We start from the raw sequence: 18,532 nt of genomic DNA, 5'->3' as shown, positions 1-18,532 counted from the left end.
CAGGGCTGGGTCTTTATCGCGAAGTGGTCTTGATGACAATTGAAGGTGCTAGACTTATTCAGCTCTGATGCAATGTGTGGAATCTCTTTCACTATGGAGAATATTTCTTAAAATTCTTCATGGCGCAAGTCTAATGGAGTAGGTCGAAGACCGACGAAGCGATCTCAGTCTATCCGTTTGACAAGGGGTCGGAGATTGCCGCGGTCGTTACCCTCCCTCGCAATGATAAATAAGAGTTACCTCAATATGCTAAGTCGCTGCACCTGTGTCGTTGAGGGGGTTACCAAACGGACTAAATAAATCCCGCTGGGTAATTCGGTGCCATTGACGCTGGTACCCTCCCATTGAATCTGGTGACTACCAAGAGCATAATCAGCATTCACCAACGTCGTGATATATTTGCCCCGAATGTCAAAAACATCGATGGTAGCATGACTCGAGTCGAACATATGGAAGGTAATCATGGTTCCAGCATTGAATGGATTGGGATAAATCTGGATCAATTTTGGTGTTTGGGGGTGAAAATGGTCCACCACAGATACCCAGGGATCTGAGATATGGCTGCCTGGTGTGCCAGGACTCCCATTTGCTGGAGAATCCGTGCCTAATCCTGTAATCGTCCACTCCTCCGCCGAGTAACTGGCACCACTATTGAGGATATTGGGTAATCTTTGAGCAAAGCTATTCTCATACCAGGTTGAGCTCACACCCGCCAGCCCAAAAGCATCTATATACTGTCCACTGGCCGAGTGGAGTTGGTAAACATCGTTGCCATTCCCGTTGATGGCACTGGATACCTGATTAGCAGCAGCATAACCAGCGCCTGCCATGCCAGCAGCTGAATTTGCCATCACCCATGAAGCATGTGCATCCAATATCGTGCTGGCTGGAATTTGCATGACCGAGGCTGCATCTCCCCCATTGCTACCCCGCCAAATCTGGAAACCCCCGATAGCAATGGACGCGTCGGTAACATTGGTAATCTCTAGAAATTTTGGCTGTCCGCCACTACGATTGCCATCCATGACTTCACTGATAATCAAGCCAGGTACTGCTGAGATCTGATCATTGGGCAAGATGGATAAAACAAAACTATCATTTCCGCCTGCAGAAGCAGAGTCACCACCAGTCACATTGGAAATACTAAAAATAAAGGTCTCTTCTAGCTCAACTTCGGCATCATCATTTATGAGGATCTCAAGAGACTGTAATTCCGAACTTCCACCAGGAAAAATGATGGAGGTCTGGGTGAAAGCAATGAGATCATTGAGGCTTCCTGTTCCTCCAGTCAAACTGACCTCGCATTGGGTCGCCACCAGCGGATCAGCATTTATGATGGATAGTTCAAGTGTGACTGAGCCACTGCTCTCCTCAATACTGAGACTATTACCGGCAAAATCGATTCTTGTATTACTGGATAGTTGAGGACTGAAAATGGAATCCACCCATTGGGGGTGATCAATAAAAGGATTTCGGTTTCCCTGGTAACTATAAGCCACTTCATTGCGGTTTTGCTCGAAGGTATCCACGGGATCCTGGAGATGCCATTGAATCAGGGTAGACAGTTTCCCGAAAAGAGGCTCCCCTGGCGGATCGCCTATATCCACACCTGCATAATCCACCAGCTCAAGATCATAAAGGGAGTTGTCTGAGTGGTAGCCTGGATCATAGCGCACCACCATATAGAACATCATTCTCGCGATGTCACCCTTAACTGCATCACGAGGCTCCCAGCTATCTCCATCATAGGAGCATTCGGTGGCTTCCACATGGGCTGCACCACCATTGTCAAAATCGAGATTGCTGCGACTGGAATTTACACTTTCATCGGCAGGACGGAGATGATGGATGTCGGTGTACGCCGTATCTATTTCATCAGGGAAACCATGGGATTTTGACCAGACATGCTCGCGATTCCAACGATTGCTCCCAGTGGAGCTACTTTCACCACTATTTTCAGTTTTTGCTTGAGATCTTCCTGTATAGATTAATATCACATTGTCAGTATTATTTGGATCTTCATCGGTTTCCTTAAGGATATCCCAGACATCGGTTGATGTGGATGTGTAAGGATATTTCACATGATCACTGATGATGTCATGGAGGGCAGTCTTAAGTTCAGAACCACTTAAATCTTGAGCGGGGTCGTAATAACCAGTGGGAATCTGTGAAAAGATCAGAATTGGAAGAAGTAATAAGAACAGCGAGAGTTGTTTCTGGCCAATCATGAATTATACCCCTTCTTTTTTATCAGGCAATAGGTTAGCTGCTACCCGAACAATTGTTAGGGCTCAATATAATTAAAAAGCAGGCAATAGCCTGCTTCCTAACAAACGATCGTAAGATTCTGTGGGTTTATCTGAGAAGTGTGATACGCTGAAAAAGAGACTCCAAAGAATTGCTCAGTTTCACCAGATAAATCCCTGAAGGTTGAGGCTCACCGCTCTGGTTGGTCCCATCCCAGGTCACCGAATAGGTTCCAGCTGCAACATTCTTCTGCAATGGTGTAGCGATCAATTCTCCCTGAATGTCATAAACTTGAATCTGGATGAATTCCGCATCCTTAATTATCTGAAAGCTTAGAGTGACTTCAGGATTAAATGGATTTGGGTAGGCTGGAGACAATGTCAGATTGACTGGAATGACCTGGGCTATTTCATCGATTGAGACGGGGTCATATTGCGTTACCGTGAAGTCGTCAATAATAAGATGTCCTGATTGATTGTCATTCAGGATACGGACTCGCACTGAGCTCGAAGTATCATTCAAGGCGGCTGAGAATAGTGTATATGCACTACCCACATTGTAGCTGTAGGTACCGAGCAATTCAAAGGCAGCTCCATTATCGGATTTTTGCAGTTGAAATTCATCAGTTGCTGTACCATTACGTTGATAATAGTAGAAGGAAACTGTACCTAATGTATTCACAGCAGGGGTTGTAATATGAGCCCCTCGCGTATCATCATTGACGGCAATTGTATAGCTCCCGTTATAAGGAGGATCGCCCAGGGTATAGTTTCCGGCCTGGTAAACATTCCATGTGCCACTGGAGAGCGCGATATCACCATCAAAATAAGAACTTCCGCTTCCGGTCCAGGTTTCAAAGTCCTCCATAAAGTGGGTGACAGTAGTGTCGCCACTACTCAAGGTGGTAAACGAGTGACTAGAGGAATCTGATTCACCTGTGCTATTGTAGCAACTCACTGAATAATAATAGGTCTGGAGGGGTGAAAGATCTTCCACAATCACAAAAGTGGCACCTGATGGAAGGATTTCTAAGCGCAGCCCACTTTGATATAAATAGTACCCATCTTCATTGTCGGCATTATCAGTCCAATTGAGTTCAGCACTGCTATCTGTGATATTACTGGCCTGCAAATTGGATGGCGCCAATGGCAAGACAGGTGGGTCACCCCAGATGAGATCTACATAATTTGGATGATCTACGAAAGGATTCCGATTGTATTGGACATGATTATAAATGTCATTATTTCTATCGATCTCTTTCTGGCTCACAGGATCTTCAACATGCCATTCCATCATCATATCCAGGGCCCATTGTTCAAGTTGGGCACCATTGACCATGGGACTGCCTGGCCAACTGCTGTCCTCATTTAAATATCGGGTGGACATATAGAAGTAGATCCGTGCAAAATCACCCTTATAGGCATCGATGGGCTCAAAAACAGTTCCTGAATATCCGGGATATGTATTAGGTCCCTTTTTGCTGCCATTTTGGGAGATCCAGGTAGCGCTAAGGCTGTCGACTTCACCATAGGGATAATTTCCACGTTGTCCATTTACATAGCCATCACTGGGCACCACATGAAAGATATCTGTATTCATTGGAGCTACATCGTTAAACCAACTTTTGGGCCAGGAATGTTCACGATTGTAGCAACTTCCTTCGCCACTGTAATTGCCGCATTGATCGCTAACAAATGTGAATTCATAGGGTTGCTCGCCATCTGGAACATGGGAGTACATATCCCAGACTTTACCGTTCGGTTTGACATCGGTGGTTTGATAATGGGTCCAGAGAGAGCTGTAACTGACGACTGTGTGACCATCAATAATGTCATGTAGTGCTTGTTGGAGGGGTGTGCCTAACAGTCCTGAGGCATTATCGTAGTAACCAGCGGGAATTTGAGCCCAGAGGGTTGTGGAGAGGAGTGTGAGAGTGATAAGTATGTGTTTCATATCTAGTCCTATTATATGGACGGCCAAGATAGTCCTACCTAAGGCTTATGGAAGTGAGGATTGTCAATTGTGGGACGAGGTATCACCCGACTGAAGTCGGGTGATAGAGAGAAGAGGATAGGCCTGGACTCCTTGGTATAAGATCTGTGGTATCACCTGACTGAAGTCAGGTGGTAGTGATATGTGCAGATACTGCTGGGCCCTCTGCGGTGCCACCCGATAGAAATCGGGTGATAAGAATAAGTGGGTAGGCCAGGGGTCTCAGGTATAGGATCTGTGGGATCACCTGACTGAAGTCAGGTGGTAGTGATATGTGCTGATACTTCTGGGCTCTCTGGTGGTGCCTTCACATTACCACCCGAATTCATTCGGGTGGTATAGAATACCTATGATATAACAAGCGTACCGTTTCAACGGTTCGCTGCATCGACTTGGTGCTTCTGCAGAAACTCATTGAATTCATCGGTGAATGCCCTCACCTGATGGTGTTTTTCCTGATTAGAGATATACTGAATGACCCTGTGAATGTGGGATTCACTCACTGAGAAGGCACCGTAGCCTCTTCCCCAGGAGAATTTGGTTTTGAGCGATTCTTGTCGATTTAGCCATCGAGAAGATGCTCCCTTGAGCAATTTAACAGTGCTGGCAACACTTTGAGTTGGTTCCAAATCTATGAGAAGGTGAATATGGTCAGTATTTACATATGCATTTATGAGCCGTATGGAATGACTAGTGGCATAGCTCCGTAAATAATCATTCAATTCAATCCGAAGAGGTCGAGGGATTAAGCGCTCCCTCTTATGGGTTGACCAGACGATGTGGGTGAGGAGGCGTGTTCTTGAGTGTATTGACATTTTCCTTTCCTTTCTGGGATGGGTATGGGGTACGCTATAGATCTGTCACCTGACTGAAGTCAGGTGGTAGCGAGATGGCTATTGGGTATGCTAGCGCACCCGATTGAAATCGGGTGTTACTGAGATCTACTGGATGATGGTGAATATTTGAGAATGGGAGATATTTGGACCAGCTGCTTTTGCGATATAGATACCTGATGGGACAGGAATTTCATCGGTGTCCAGCCCATCCCATGGCAATTCCACCATAGTGGTAAGCGGTGTTCCGGAAAATACATTTTTCACGAATTCTCCCTTGAGGTTCAGAATATCTACCCTTAGAAGCTGAATTTCATTTTCAGTTCCAACAACGAGATGGATACCTGAATTTGATGGATTCGGGTATGTCGTGATAGTAAATCCCTGACTCTCCTGGGTATCCATGACGCTAACAATAATCTCGCTATGCTGTGTCACATTCCCTCGATAATCCACATCAGACAATCTGTAGCTGTAGGTTTCACCGACTATTACCTGCCTGTCTATATAGGAGTAGTCATGCTGAGTTGATGTGGAACCCTGGCCCAGAAGATCAGGATTTGTGGTAAAAGAGACAATCTCATACCACTCTTCGACAAGCTCAGAGTTCGGTCCGTGAGTTTGTATTAGGCATCGATCAATGATGAAGCCCTGATTTTCGATCTCAGAATCTGTGGTCCAGTTAAGCCTCACTTCACCATTTTTTGAGGTCGCAAACCAACGAGACAATTCGACAGGAAGTGACTGATCCACCCAATTTGAGTTATCATCCCCATTGGCCTCTCCAGGGGTACCTGAACTGGAGCTGGCCGTAACCCAATTGATGTCATCAACTACACCTCCCACAGTATTACCCGTATAATACTTTACCTTAGCCGAACCCGGGCTGGAAACTGTTGCCGTGGGATGGGTAACTGCCATGTCATGTATTATTTGATCACTGGCATTTCTGATGGCCGGTGCATCGTCTCCGTCTGAATTAGCAAATGCACCTGAAGTTCCTCCCCAGGGACCTGTATCGATCAAGAAGCTGGAATTATTCACCCCTATTAGAACCGATTTATCGCTAAAAGTTGTGTCCTCACCACCTGTAGCTATAATGGTTTCATCTACATCACCACTGTTGTAGATGACAACAATAGTTCCACTGGCAATATTGCTCCACTCTGAGTGAGTGGAGAATTCAGCAATGGAGTGCCAGACCCCATCATCAAAGTCCCCCAGTTCCCACCCTCTCAAATCCACACCCTCATCTACAATTAAAAGCTCCACCCATTCTTTCCCGCCATCAGAGCCCTGTGACATCTCATTGATAATCACACTCTGGGACCACACATATTCATGTGTCCAGAGCATGGCCAATAGCACAATTAGAAATCGTTGCATACTGATTCCTCCAAAATTGATTAGTTGGAATATCTGATGAATATCAGATTATGTATAACCGTATATAAGGGGGTGGTTTGCTACCTATTTGGCTAGGGGTAAAATCGAATAGAAGTGGTGAGAATGCAAGTGAGAAATTTAATATTATATAAAAATAATAGCACCCATGTTTAATCGGGTGCTAGAATAATTGTCATGAATACATGCACCAAACCTGCTGCCCCACTCCAAAGTACCACTTAAATGAGCAAACTTTTATCCAACTTCATGAAATATGAGAATAGAGTGACTAGCGTTTTTGCGTCTTTTATTTGGCCCGAGTTCAGCATCTGCCTTACTTCATCATTCCTGAATACTTTTACCTCGATTACCTCATCATCATCAAGGTTATTCTCTGTCCTTATTAAATCTTCGGCAATAAATGCATGGATCATTTCAGAACTGTAATGGGGTGATGAATAACATGAAATAACTGGTGTCCAACTCTCTGCTTTGAACCCGATTTCTTCTTCTAGTTCGCGCTGAGCACAATTTAGAGGAGATTCCCCGACATCTATTGTTCCAGCTGGGAGCTCCCAAAGATTAGTTTGAGCCCCATAGCGGTATTGATTCACAAGGATGAGTCGATCCGAATCCAGGACAGGGAGCATCACACTAATTCCCGGATGCTGAATCAAAGCGCGATCCAATGTTTTGCCGTTTACCCAGACAACCTGATCTTCAAAAAGGTCAAAGCAATAACCCTTGTAAATATTTTTCCGATTCAAAAGTTTCATTGCTTTGACCCTTTAATAATTGATGAGAGAAGTGAACTAAATTTCAATCAAAGGTAGTAGGTTTAATGCATGTAGGCTTGCCAGACGAGATGTACGACCATAGGATCAAGGGGTTCATTGTCTGTTTCAGCTGTTTTGAATGTGGCGACCAGTTTAAAAAGTGAGTCCTTCCAGTGATCCGGATCAGGTGAATAGCTTGCTGCCAGGACAATATTGCCAAATGCATCTTTATCTACATCAATATTTTTATCCCAGGTCTGATAGCCAGCACCCAACTCAATTTTTTCTGACAATAGATAGAAGCCACCCAGGCCCCATCCCAGGGAAACCTCATCTTCTGTATTTGCATGATTAACAACCCTGGCAAAATCAACCTTTGATCTGAACTTTCCCTTGGTGTATTCAGATGGCTTGAAATAGAAAAATCCAGTGGCAGAAGATACATTAACTCGGTTTTCATTGGGTAAACCATAGTGCAAACCAACATTCACAGCAGAACCTATCTTGGTTGAAATGGCAAAATCCAGCTGAGGTATGGCACCAGTATCTTCATCAGAGTTACCTGATTTAGTCCCATATGGTTTGAGATTTAAATTTGAATCACCGTTTTGGGCCATCACTTGATAGTTGAAACGATTGAATTTTCCAATAACAGCCATTCCAAAGGTCCGATAATCTGAACGCCCCACGGCTGAAGCCCATTTTCTTCCTACGATTGATCTCTCTGCAAAGTCAATTGCGGTATGGGATGTATTGCCACCAGCTTGGCTACCAGCTCCAACAAAGCGCCCCATTCTCATCTTCAAGTTGTCTGAGAATTTGTAATCAATTTGAGCATCTAAAACATAGGATGACACCGCATCATACTGCACGAAAGCGGTGACCTTCCCTTTGGTCATTTTACCACGAAGGCGAGCTCTGCGGATACCGTTTCCAAACTGAGTTGTTGTTTCGTCCAACTCCATCCCAGAAGAATCTGCATTCATGGCATAATGATCATAGGTCGTGTAACTGGCCCAGGATTGGATCGTGAACTGAAAATTTGCCTGAGCAAACAGACCCGTACTTCCAAATAGAATTATTGCTAATACTGTTATTTTATGAGAGAATCGTTTCATTGTTTTTCCTTACGTTATTTAACTGCGTGTCTGGCTTTGGATGATATGGCATCCAATAAAAAGATGGTTACGAAGATGATAATTATGATGGCTGAGACTTCGCGATACTCAAACATTCTGAATGAAGAGATCAAACGGTAACCAATACCGCCAGCACCAACAATTCCTAGAATCGTTGCCATGCGAATGTTGCGGTCAAAAATGTAGAGCGAATAACCTACAAAATTCGGTAAAATCTGTGGAATGATGGCGAAGGTGATCTTTTGCATGTGACTGGCACCAGCAGCTTCGATGGCTTCAATGGGACCACTTCTAACATGTTCGATCTCTTCAGCATAGAATTTGGATAAAAAACCCATGGTGTGCAGGCCAAGAGCCAGAATACCGGGTAAAGCTCCAAATCCAACCGAAATGACCAGAATCATCGCCAGAATAAACTCTGGGACAGCTCTGAAGAAGGTAGTTATCAATCTAGCAGGGTAATAAATCCACTTACTGGGAGTGATGTTTTTAGCCGATACCAACCCGATGGGAATTGAGAGTATTGTAGCGAGAATCGTTCCCAGGAATCCGATCTCAATGGTTTCAAACATTGAGATTAGGAGTGCGCCTAAATCCGAAAAATCAGGGGGCAACATGCGTCCAATAATATCTGCGAAATAACTGAAACTTGCAAATATGGTTGCCGGATTGACCTTTAGATGGATTGATACACCCACCGTACTGATCACCAGACTGGCAATAAACGCAATTGTTGTAAAGCTTACTGCTGGCTTTAGATATGAACTAAGAAAACTTTGTCGAGCATCCTCTGGTGTGTGGTAGCTATCAATATTTTCACCATAACCATCTACTGGCCCTGTTTTATGAGCATTGAGTATGGCCTCTTGGATCTGCTTTTTCAGGGATTCTTCCATGTCTGAAACGGCAACAATCGGTGCACCTGGAATGGGATCTGAATGATAAATGATTTTGATGTCTTTTTTCTTCAGACTGCCTTCATGGAACATTTTTTCCAAATTGATCTGGCTAATGACAGCCAGATCCCCTTTTCCTGCCAAAAGCTCATCCACTGCTGATTCTTGATTTCCAGCATAGATAACTTCTGAAAAGTTACCGTGGATTTCAGGATTCATATCAAATTGGGCCAGTGTATGGCGGGGCATGATATCACCACTGCTGGATCCATGCTCAGTGAGGATGAGACGGTGTCCCTTTAAATCAGCAATCTCAGAATAAGTTGATCCTGCTTTCACCAAAAACACAGATCGATATACAGATACATTGTCGCCTTCAGTAAAGGCCACTGCCAGGGGTTCCAGTGACACGTCATGGGAAGCTTCAATAAAGGCACTCTGCCCTAACCAACCCAATTGAGCCTGTCCATGCTTTAATCTGTCGATGGCATCATCATAGCTTGATGCTTCAATAAAATTAAATTTTAAGCCCGTGGCAGTTTCAACGCTGGACAGAAGTGGTCGGAAGTGCTTTTCCATATGTCCTTTGATAGCAGGGACCGCTACCATGATCATTTCTTTCTTATGTTTTGAAGCATTCATTTCAATTGATTCCAATTGATAACTTCAGCATCGTGGGGGTTTTCAGTCATAGGGCCAAAAAACAGACCATGATTTTTAGTCGAATAAATGGTTCTCAGCTTTTCCACATCCAATACAGATGATTTCTCATTGAGGATAATTTCACCATCTGCTATACCAATGATTCGATCGGAAAATTGAAGAGCCAGATCGACTTGATGGAGGGTGCAGAGCACAGTCAAATCTTTTTCCGCACATAAATCTTTTAGCAGTGTCAAGATTTCCTGAGACGTACGTGGATCCACACTGGCAACGGGTTCATCTGCCAGTAAAACCCGTGGTTCCTGCATGAGTGCCCGGGCAATACCAACCCGTTGTTGCTGACCACCACTCAATTCATCGGCACGCTTATATGCCTGATCCAGAAGACCAACCCTATCCAGTAAATCCAACGCTTTTAATCGATAAGATTTAGGGAACAAATATAAGTTAGACCACCAATTCTGATGCGATCCCAGACTTCCGGCCAGTACATTTATGAGAACCGACAGATTTCCAACCAGGTTGAACTGTTGAAAAATCATACCAATATCACTACGGATTTCTCTTTGGTTGGCATCGGTGATCTCTGTTCCGTTTACCAGGACCTGCCCAGCGCTTGGCCGCACCAGGCGATTCACAGTTCTAAGCAAGGTTGTTTTGCCAGCTCCACTGGGTCCCAGGATAACTGAGAACTCTTTTTCAGGTGCTGTAATGCTAACATCGTGCACTGCTGCCGTGCCATCTGGAAAGGTTTTCGAAATATTTACAAATTCTACCATGAAGGGTTACTTAACCGTTTTAGCGATGTCACGTGTAATATTATAATCTGCGTCTTCAACACTCTCATAATGATCCATCTCGCCACCATAGCCACCGATGGTACCAAATTTATGAGCTTCCAATACGGCTTGTTTAATTTTCTGCTTTACATCTGCAGGCAAAGTATTCTTGTATGCAAGAGGAGCTCCCATAATGGGTGGTGAGGAATGAATTATTGTGAAATCTTCTGCTTTGATAGTAGCATCCTTTATACGGGCATCCCAATTAACAGAACTAACACCACCAACCTCAGCAGTCCCAAATAATACAGCCATAATTGCCGCATCATGACTACCAGCATATTGGACTATAGAAAAATTATCTAGATCTTTTGTGTCCAAATCGATTTGCAGCAATTCAAAACGAGGAATTAAGTCTCCACTGGTTGAACCTACATGGTTTAACACCAGTTTTGTACCTTGCATTTGCTGCTTAGTAAAGGCTGTAATCTCGCTTCCTTTTTTAACAATAAAATGCGTCTTATATGATGCTGATTGCTTACCCTTGGGGACTCCCACTGCAAACGCTTCAGCACCGGCCAACTCAGCTGCCTGAATATAGGTTTTTGCTCCAAACCAGGCCAGGTCTGCCCGGCCAGCACGCATGGCCTCAACCGCTGCGTTATAATCTGTCACATTGATGCTTTCGATGGTAAAACCCGTATTCTTTTCAATGATGGCAAGCAAGGAGGAAAAATCGTTCTCATCACCTTTTTCACTGGCAGGTACAAACACCATTCTCAAGAGATTTGAGCTATCCTCTTTCGTGGTACCACATCCTGTAAAAATGAAACCGCTAACGAGAGCAAGAACTGATATGAGTATTATTGTTTTTTTCATAATTTGGAGTTTCTCTTTACTTGTTATTAATTGTTTTTTTGATATTTGTTGATGATTGAGAGGGATAATATGGAATAACAATTACTCTACCACCAATACTCTCTATATAGTCTCTACATTTTCCGATTTCAGTTTCATCATGACTACTACTTTCCATCAAAATATCAGGTCGGATATCCTTAATGTTTTCCAACGGCGAATAGCTTGTTTGGGCTACGACACCATCTACATACTTAATCGAGCTAGCCAGGTCCATTCTTTCTTCAAATGATAATATGGGTTTTGGTTTTTTTTCCATAACCGCTTCATCTGTGAGGATTCCAACAATTAATTTTCCGTCCTCACCTGCCATGGCTTTTGAATTTTTCATCATGTGCAGATGACCTTTGTGGACGATATCCAGGACATAATACGAGTATACTATTTTCATTTTTTCACCCTCTATCAAACTCTGCAATAAGTTTCCAGGAATTCCGATAATCTTCAAATGTGTCAACGTCAATCCATGATCGCCATATTTCAATAGCTATGATGTCTTGTTTCTGGACAATCAACTCCTGAATAAAGTCCAGGAATGATGCCATTCTGAAACTACTTGAGCTGTGAAATACTTCCTCAGGACGCTGACAATAAATATTTTTGTACACGTCATCCAGTATGAGGAGCGTATTGACAGACAATTTAGCGAGTCCGATGAATTCAGATGATAGGTCAGTTTCAGTAGAACCAACACCAACAACCTTTGGATCGTCAGTGCCCTCTGCCAGGGTTGTCAACTCAGGTTTCTGAGTATGACCTTCCTTGCTTTCCTGATAGCGTTTTTTCCAGCCTCTGTCCACCACGAGCGTGGTATCCCCTTTGGATTCAATCAAACGGGTCAAGGTTTCGGATTCAAAAAGGATGTCACCATAGAGCACAATAGTATCTGTATCCAGAAACTCCCTGGCATGTAGTAAGGAAACTAAGCTACCCGTGTCCTCAAACCCATCGTTGTCAAAGAATACAAGCCCTGATAGGTTTATTTGATCTTTTTTAAAACCGCGCACCACAGCGATATCAGTGATACCAGCACTTTTTAATAGTTCAATTTGACGTTCCAGGATGGTCTTTCCCTTAATGTCCAGCATAGTTTTAGGGATATCTTCAGTGAGCGGAAAAAGGCTCTTGTCCTTTCCGGCTGCTAAAATGACGGCTTTTAAGGATGACCTGCCACTACCACGATTTTCATTTTCAATCGCCTCATCTAACTTATTTCTAATCCACTCAGAAAAATTCAGATCTTTGGATTTGAGCCAATCCTCATGGGAGGTTTCGATTTTGATAGTTTTTGCTATTTTAGTCATGTTTTTTATGTGCGTACGTACGCACAGTATTTTAAGCGCAATTCAAACAGTGTCAAGAGAACATTCTAGATTAATTAATGAGTATTAAGAGTGCTGAGGAGTCTGGGTTGGGATTGAGCCAAGTCCTGTTAGCCGGGACTTGCTTATTAGTGATCCATAATAAAAGCGCCCTGGAAAACCAGGGCGCTTTTATTTGCTATCTTGGGTTCAAGCACCCTTCGAGTACCCTCAGGGTGACGAATCCGATGTTTCCACAATCATGATCCGGAGAAACTCACCTTATCGAAGACCATGGTGGGTGTTCTAAAGGATGAGTGAATCCAGGGATCATTGCCAACCTCAATGAGATTCATAAGCAGATCATTGTAATTACCTGAAATATTCATCTCAGTAATGGACTTCACCCGCTTGCCATTCTCAATCAACCATCCCGCGACACCAAGTGAGAAATCGCCTGTTGTACCGTTGGCATTGCCACCCAGCCAGTCTGTAACCAAAATAGCCCGATCCAGGCTGGCTTCAATTTCAGCTCCCGAACGCATGCCAGGTTTCACGATCAAGTTTGACGATCCACCTGCATTGGGCGTCCAACCCAACTTGTTGCCATAGTAGACATCGGTATAATAGTTATTCAACACACCATTGGTAAAGATGGGCATTGTTTTGGCAGCCAGACCATCACCATCATAATAGCGACTTCCCAGTCCGCGAACAATGGAGGGTTCATCTGTAATGGTCAATAAGTCAGAACCAACCTTTTCACCCTTGCGATCTGCAAGGAATGAATTTTTCTGCTGAATGGAAGATGCTCTCAGAGGACCCATCAAGCGCCAGAATAAACCAGCAGCATTGGAGTTCTCCAGTAAGAGTGGCATGGTTTCAGAAGCAATTTTCTCGGCACCAACTCTATCCTGGGTTCTGGCCAGGGCTTCTGTGGCAGTCTGCTCGGCCCCTACCAGATCATTCAAATGTCGGGCACGATAATAGCGCCAACCCTCAGGCTTTTTATCACCTGTACCCTGGAGAGAGACAGAAACGCCGTGAGTAAATGAAGTTGATTCCTTATGACCTTCAAAACCATTTGAAGCCAACTGATAGGATTCACTATGGCTGTCATAAAATCCAGAAGCCACAGAAATGATGCGCTCATCTTTGCCTTCCAGATAGGTTCCAAGCGCCTTAGCACGCTCCTGACGTTCCTCGGCTGTGATATCCGCCTGAGAAGAATCATTTAAATCCAGATCAGCTTTGGATTGTCCTTTATATAATTCAGGATCAGCAAGTCGACGGAATTCATCTTTTGTAAGAAAACCGGTAATGTCCACAGCATTTGTAAGGAATTTTTCCAATGATTCTTTACGGAGATCATTGGTTGTATGGCTGGAGTAGCGACCACCAGCAAAAAGTTCAATCCACAGTGATTGCTGGGTTGATTCTTTGAGGGTTTCTACTTTACCATCACGATAATCAACTGAGACTGATCTGCTGTGATTGATACCTAGAGCGGACTGAGATGCACCGAGCTGCTTGGCTTTTTTCTGAACCCAGTATCCCAGATCTAAATAGACATTTTTTTCCATGATTAACCTCTACCTCCCACTGTGATGGATGAGACAAGTACGCTGGGCATTCCTTGTGATACAGGGACTCCCTGACCGTTTTTACCACAGGTCCAACCACCTTCGGCCATCTTCATATCGTTGGCGACCATGGTGACCTTTTCCAGAACATCAGGACCATTTCCAATAATATTCACATCTTTGATGGGAGCCGTAATTTTACCATTTTCAATCAAAGACCCGGATTTCACATAAAATGTAAAGTCACCAGGACCAATATTGACCTGACCATTGGTAAACTGGTCAGCGAGAATTCCATATTCCACAGAGGCAATCATTTCATCAAATTCATGAGGACCACTACGCATGTAAGTATTCCGCATGCGAGGCATTGGATAATGTTTGAAGGATTCACGACGACCGCTACCTGTGGGTTTCACACCATAATGTTTGGCTGAAATGCGATCGTGGATATAAGTCCGTAGCACGCCATCCTCTACCAGGACTGTCTCTTCTGATGGTATACCCTCATCATCCACATTGATGGAACCACGGATATGAGGATTGGTTCCATTGTCCACGATGGTTACGAAAGGTGCGGCAATTTTCTTATTCATCTTTTCTGAATAAACCGAGATTCCCTGACGATTAAAATCGGCTTCCATACCATGGCCAATGGCTTCATGAAGAAGGATTCCAGCACTACCTGCAGATAGCACGACTGGAAATTCACCAGCTGGAGGGGTCTGGGCCTCAAACAGTTTTACAGTACGGGCCACAGCCTCACGGGGAAGTCTCTTCAGCTTTGCTTCAGTGAGAAAATTGATATCATCACGGGCGGAGTAGTCAAAATAATTATTCTCCTTGCGACCTTCTTCCTCGGCTGTACAGCCCACGGAGATTCTCAGCATAGGCTGGTAATCTGAGGCAATACCACCCTCAGAATTCACAACCAGAATATATTTTTCGCTATCACTGAAATTGACGCTGGCTTTAACAACCCTTGGATCTTCCTTAAACACATCATCATTGATAGATTGGAGCATACCGACTTTGTCTTTGACACCCACATCTTCATAACTCACTTTTGTGTCATAGTAATTCATCAACTTGGTGGCATTAAATGATTGTGGAGCAGCCTTGGCTGAACCTGAGGCGATGCCAGCAGCGGTCCGAGCAGCAGCCTTCATACTGGCCAATGAAATATCCTCAGTAAATGAGTAACCCGTCTGATTCCCATTCAAGACTCGAATTCCAACACCTAAAGTGACATTGGTGCTGGCTGAATTCACAATATTATCCTGGAGTCGGATGGAGTTGCTTAATTCATTCTGAAAAAAGAGATCGCAGTAATCACCGCCATAATGGAGGGCTTCTGTCATCACCTTACGAATCATATCTTCATCTATTCCAAATCGCTGGAAATAGAAATTGTAGGGATTATCACCTGCTCCGACGCCTGCAAAACCCGTGCGGATGAATCCGGGTAGGGTTGCCAGGGCCAGACCAGTACCTGTGACTTTTACGAAATCTCGTCTACTCATCTGTACCATTACCTTATTCCTTTCAAATCATGACCATTTTTATCCGCCTTCGCAACCTAATCCCAACAAACCTATCTGCTCGAGCATATAACAACACTCTTACATGGCATTGAATGCTGGCTATCCGCTTCGGCGCGATGTTTACTAAAAATGACCTGGCGGATAACCGCGCCGTAGTGGGCTCAACCACGGAGGCGGGTTATGGATAGTCCCGAGGAGCTTATCCATAGGGTATTAACCTATCACTCATGTTTGCATTCGCCAAATTTTTTCTAGAAGGATACGCCTCCGTCGCCAAATGGTTATCTATGGGGATGAATGGCGTTCAGGAGTTAGAAGTTAAAAATTATAAGTTAGAAGTTGGCGGGTTTGGAGGATAGTGAGTGATACCAGAAAACCGATCGCTGAGCTCGTCTCATAGTCCCAAAACCCCAAACCGTCATCCTGAGGCTCTCGAAGGAGATGGTTTGACTTTCCACAAATGAAAACCCCAGCATTATGACAAATATTGTTTTATCATCAACCCTCTGGATCTTTAGGCAACCCTCTTTAAACAAATGGAAAAATTATGAAAACAGGTTCTGTTTATGTCCTATTATGCTCTGATAAGACCCTTTATACAGGTGTTACAAGTGATTTAGATGAAAGGTTGTACCAGCACCATGAAGGTCTTTTTCCAGGCTATACCCACACCCGGCGGCCGCTAATCCTGCTGTGGAATTCTGAAGAAATGGATATTCAGGATGCTATCCTCCTTGAAAAACAGCTTAAGGGCTGGAGTAGGGCGAAGAAACTAGCATTTATTCGGGGGGATATACCCGCCCTCATAAATTTGTCAGTAGCCTATCGCGATAAAGGGAAATAGAAGGAGCTCTGTCTTTGCCCTTCGAGAGCCTCAGGGAGACAGAGCTAGATAGCACTTCAATGATTCTACGCTCTGAGAGCTACGCCACCACAGGCTAGATCAATGTCAGGACAAAAAGTTGGGGGTTACTTAAACTTAATCTCTGTCGTCAGCTCAATGTTAGCCCTGGTGTAGTCTCTACTGCCTTCAATTTTATTGGTATATAGACGGTAAGTAGGCGCAAAGACCATTGAGCCCCAATCAGACTTGTGCAGGGTGTAGGTATATGACAACCAGAGGTAAGAGAATTTGCTATCAACTGCATCAGTTACATCCGGTGTCGTCATGGCCTGGTCATACCAGGCTACCAGAGTTCCGGGACCCAATTTCCCCACCATTTTCACACGGGCAATCCATCCATTATATGCTGTTAGATCAGTGAGTGAATCCGAAACAGTCTGGCTGGTTAATCCTCCAAAAGCTGAAAGACCAAATCCGGCTACTTTGGGGAGTTTGAATTCAAGACCATAAGTGATTGGTGCCGCTTTATTTTTATCTGATAGAGTTACCAACAAATGCGGGGTCATTTTGAAGCCAATAAGTGAAACAGGATATGATAGATAAACGGTGTATTGATCTCTGGTGGTGGATGCAGAAGAAGCGGTCGAAGTTATGGTAGTATCTAATCTGATAGATCCACTGTCTTGATCAATGATGTAGACAATGGATGTATCACTCTGGGAAACGAAATTTGCATCCACAACTTTGCGACCATCATTATTATCTACCAGGACTTTTATATCCAATGGTTTACCAGCTAGCTTATAATTGAAATCAAAACCATGGGCTGCATTATTATTATAGGTGTCCCAGGCCTTATCAAGGATGATATTGGGATAATAATGAATGTCTAGAACAGGATTGTGAGAGACAGGAATGATTCCTCCAGACCAGCCAAATTTTTTGCCCTGGTGCCCAAAATAGAGTTCCATAAAATCGACGGACCCTCTACCAGCATTAGGATTACTCAAGCTACTGGGTGTGTCGCCCGATCTAAATTTGCCAATCCAATATGTAGCTCCATTGTGACCTAAGCGGGTATTGAAAAAATATCCATCACCAATATCTGCATTGATCATTAAACGGGCACGGTAATAATAGTAAAAATCTTCTGATTGAGTTCCATATTCACCATTGTCTTTTACATCAAAGCGCGGTCTGAGCCGTGCGTCTCCTGAGAGAGTTATTTCAGCATAGACGCTTGATACGATGAGAGTAAAAAGTACAAACCAGATTGTTTTGTTGAGCATGATATTTTCACCTTTTTCAATATGTCGACTTACATTTTATGTGCATGCAAACGTATTAATCACAATGAATCACTCCGCATGTTTGCTCAATATAGACGATTTCATTGCTGTAGAACTAACAATGTGCATAAAGTCATTCCTATTTACATATTTTTAAACGCGGTCAATCGACCATGCAATGTCTCATTGGGGTATCCTCCTCTGTCTTCGCGATAACTAAGACCCAATCAAGCATTATTTAGCAGTGTTGGGTTAATAGATTTATAGTTATCAATATAGGGTGCTTGATCCCTGATTATGGCGCACAACACCTTTAATAATTTGTTGGCTACATTATTAAGG

The 18,532-nt window shown here is 43.8% G+C and carries 15 protein-coding genes; 1 reads left to right on the top strand and 14 read right to left on the bottom strand.

The annotated features are described in order from the left end of the window. Positions 1-236 precede the first annotated feature (236 nt). From ISR87_13970 to ISR87_13910, 13 genes are all read right to left on the bottom strand, one after another. Positions 237-2,228 carry an endonuclease gene (locus ISR87_13970; GenBank protein ID MBL7026547.1) on the bottom strand — a complete coding sequence of 664 codons (1,992 nt, stop codon included), beginning with the start codon at positions 2,226-2,228 and terminating at the stop codon, positions 237-239. Positions 2,229-2,355: 127 nt separating this feature from the next. Then, positions 2,356-4,200 carry an endonuclease gene (locus tag ISR87_13965; protein ID MBL7026546.1) on the bottom strand — a complete coding sequence of 615 codons (1,845 nt, stop codon included), beginning with the start codon at positions 4,198-4,200 and terminating at the stop codon, positions 2,356-2,358. A gap of 410 nt (positions 4,201-4,610) precedes the next feature. Further along, positions 4,611-5,054 (bottom strand): IS200/IS605 family transposase, encoded by a 444-nt coding sequence (tnpA, locus tag ISR87_13960; protein ID MBL7026545.1) that lies wholly within the window; start codon positions 5,052-5,054, stop codon positions 4,611-4,613. 126 nt (positions 5,055-5,180) lie between these two features. Next, on the bottom strand, positions 5,181-6,458 hold the full coding sequence (locus tag ISR87_13955) for a hypothetical protein (protein ID MBL7026544.1): 1,278 nt from the start codon (positions 6,456-6,458) through the stop codon (positions 5,181-5,183). A gap of 239 nt (positions 6,459-6,697) precedes the next feature. Further along, positions 6,698-7,234 (bottom strand): NUDIX hydrolase, encoded by a 537-nt coding sequence (locus ISR87_13950; GenBank protein MBL7026543.1) that lies wholly within the window; start codon positions 7,232-7,234, stop codon positions 6,698-6,700. Between the two features lie 62 nt (positions 7,235-7,296). Continuing rightward, positions 7,297-8,352: a hypothetical protein gene (locus ISR87_13945; GenBank protein MBL7026542.1), complete on the bottom strand. Its 1,056-nt coding sequence runs from the start codon at positions 8,350-8,352 to the stop codon at positions 7,297-7,299. 14 nt (positions 8,353-8,366) lie between these two features. Continuing rightward, positions 8,367-9,911, bottom strand: a complete 1,545-nt coding sequence (gene phnE, locus ISR87_13940) for a phosphonate ABC transporter, permease protein PhnE (protein ID MBL7026541.1) — start codon at positions 9,909-9,911, stop codon at positions 8,367-8,369. Beyond that, positions 9,908-10,711: a phosphonate ABC transporter ATP-binding protein gene (gene phnC / locus ISR87_13935; protein ID MBL7026540.1), complete on the bottom strand. Its 804-nt coding sequence runs from the start codon at positions 10,709-10,711 to the stop codon at positions 9,908-9,910. The genes phnE and phnC overlap by 4 nt, the downstream gene beginning before the upstream one ends. 6 nt (positions 10,712-10,717) lie before the next feature. Beyond that, positions 10,718-11,590, bottom strand: coding sequence for a phosphate/phosphite/phosphonate ABC transporter substrate-binding protein (gene phnD / locus ISR87_13930; GenBank protein ID MBL7026539.1), 873 nt, complete (start codon positions 11,588-11,590; stop codon positions 10,718-10,720). Between the two features lie 16 nt (positions 11,591-11,606). Then, entirely contained in the window at positions 11,607-12,020 is a 414-nt protein-coding gene (locus tag ISR87_13925; GenBank protein ID MBL7026538.1) for an adenylyltransferase/cytidyltransferase family protein, read from the bottom strand. 4 nt (positions 12,021-12,024) lie between these two features. Next, positions 12,025-12,933, bottom strand: coding sequence for a phosphocholine cytidylyltransferase family protein (locus tag ISR87_13920; GenBank protein ID MBL7026537.1), 909 nt, complete (start codon positions 12,931-12,933; stop codon positions 12,025-12,027). 257 nt (positions 12,934-13,190) lie between these two features. Continuing rightward, positions 13,191-14,513 (bottom strand): TldD/PmbA family protein, encoded by a 1,323-nt coding sequence (locus ISR87_13915; GenBank protein ID MBL7026536.1) that lies wholly within the window; start codon positions 14,511-14,513, stop codon positions 13,191-13,193. 2 nt (positions 14,514-14,515) lie between these two features. Beyond that, entirely contained in the window at positions 14,516-16,036 is a 1,521-nt protein-coding gene (locus ISR87_13910; protein ID MBL7026535.1) for a TldD/PmbA family protein, read from the bottom strand. Between the two features lie 568 nt (positions 16,037-16,604). Between ISR87_13910 and ISR87_13905 the strand changes: the two genes are divergently transcribed. Continuing rightward, a complete protein-coding gene (locus ISR87_13905) occupies positions 16,605-16,901 on the top strand; it encodes a GIY-YIG nuclease family protein (protein MBL7026534.1) in 297 nt (98 codons plus the stop codon). A 125-nt stretch (positions 16,902-17,026) separates the two neighbouring features. Here ISR87_13905 and ISR87_13900 read toward each other — a convergent pair whose 3' ends face one another. Then, positions 17,027-18,190 (bottom strand): hypothetical protein, encoded by a 1,164-nt coding sequence (locus ISR87_13900; protein ID MBL7026533.1) that lies wholly within the window; start codon positions 18,188-18,190, stop codon positions 17,027-17,029. Positions 18,191-18,532 lie beyond the last annotated feature (342 nt).

The sequence above is a fragment of the Candidatus Neomarinimicrobiota bacterium genome (assembly GCA_016784545.1).
Taxonomy (GTDB): domain Bacteria; phylum Fidelibacterota; class UBA8477; order UBA8477; family JABMPR01; genus JABMPR01.
The sequence above is the reverse complement of the archived record's forward strand: the minus strand, read 5'-3'. Positions and strand labels throughout refer to the sequence as shown.

Coding starts and splice junctions, on each gene's coding strand:
- ISR87_13970 (MBL7026547.1), bottom strand. CDS start 2,228: ATGATTGGCCAGAAACAACTCTCGCTGTTCTTATTACTTCTTCCAATT.
- ISR87_13965 (MBL7026546.1), bottom strand. CDS start 4,200: ATGAAACACATACTTATCACTCTCACACTCCTCTCCACAACCCTCTGG.
- tnpA (MBL7026545.1), bottom strand. CDS start 5,054: ATGTCAATACACTCAAGAACACGCCTCCTCACCCACATCGTCTGGTCA.
- ISR87_13955 (MBL7026544.1), bottom strand. CDS start 6,458: ATGCAACGATTTCTAATTGTGCTATTGGCCATGCTCTGGACACATGAA.
- ISR87_13950 (MBL7026543.1), bottom strand. CDS start 7,234: ATGAAACTTTTGAATCGGAAAAATATTTACAAGGGTTATTGCTTTGAC.
- ISR87_13945 (MBL7026542.1), bottom strand. CDS start 8,352: ATGAAACGATTCTCTCATAAAATAACAGTATTAGCAATAATTCTATTT.
- phnE (MBL7026541.1), bottom strand. CDS start 9,911: ATGAATGCTTCAAAACATAAGAAAGAAATGATCATGGTAGCGGTCCCT.
- phnC (MBL7026540.1), bottom strand. CDS start 10,711: ATGGTAGAATTTGTAAATATTTCGAAAACCTTTCCAGATGGCACGGCA.
- phnD (MBL7026539.1), bottom strand. CDS start 11,590: ATGAAAAAAACAATAATACTCATATCAGTTCTTGCTCTCGTTAGCGGT.
- ISR87_13925 (MBL7026538.1), bottom strand. CDS start 12,020: ATGAAAATAGTATACTCGTATTATGTCCTGGATATCGTCCACAAAGGT.
- ISR87_13920 (MBL7026537.1), bottom strand. CDS start 12,933: ATGACTAAAATAGCAAAAACTATCAAAATCGAAACCTCCCATGAGGAT.
- ISR87_13915 (MBL7026536.1), bottom strand. CDS start 14,513: ATGGAAAAAAATGTCTATTTAGATCTGGGATACTGGGTTCAGAAAAAA.
- ISR87_13910 (MBL7026535.1), bottom strand. CDS start 16,036: ATGAGTAGACGAGATTTCGTAAAAGTCACAGGTACTGGTCTGGCCCTG.
- ISR87_13905 (MBL7026534.1), top strand. CDS start 16,605: ATGAAAACAGGTTCTGTTTATGTCCTATTATGCTCTGATAAGACCCTT.
- ISR87_13900 (MBL7026533.1), bottom strand. CDS start 18,190: ATGCTCAACAAAACAATCTGGTTTGTACTTTTTACTCTCATCGTATCA.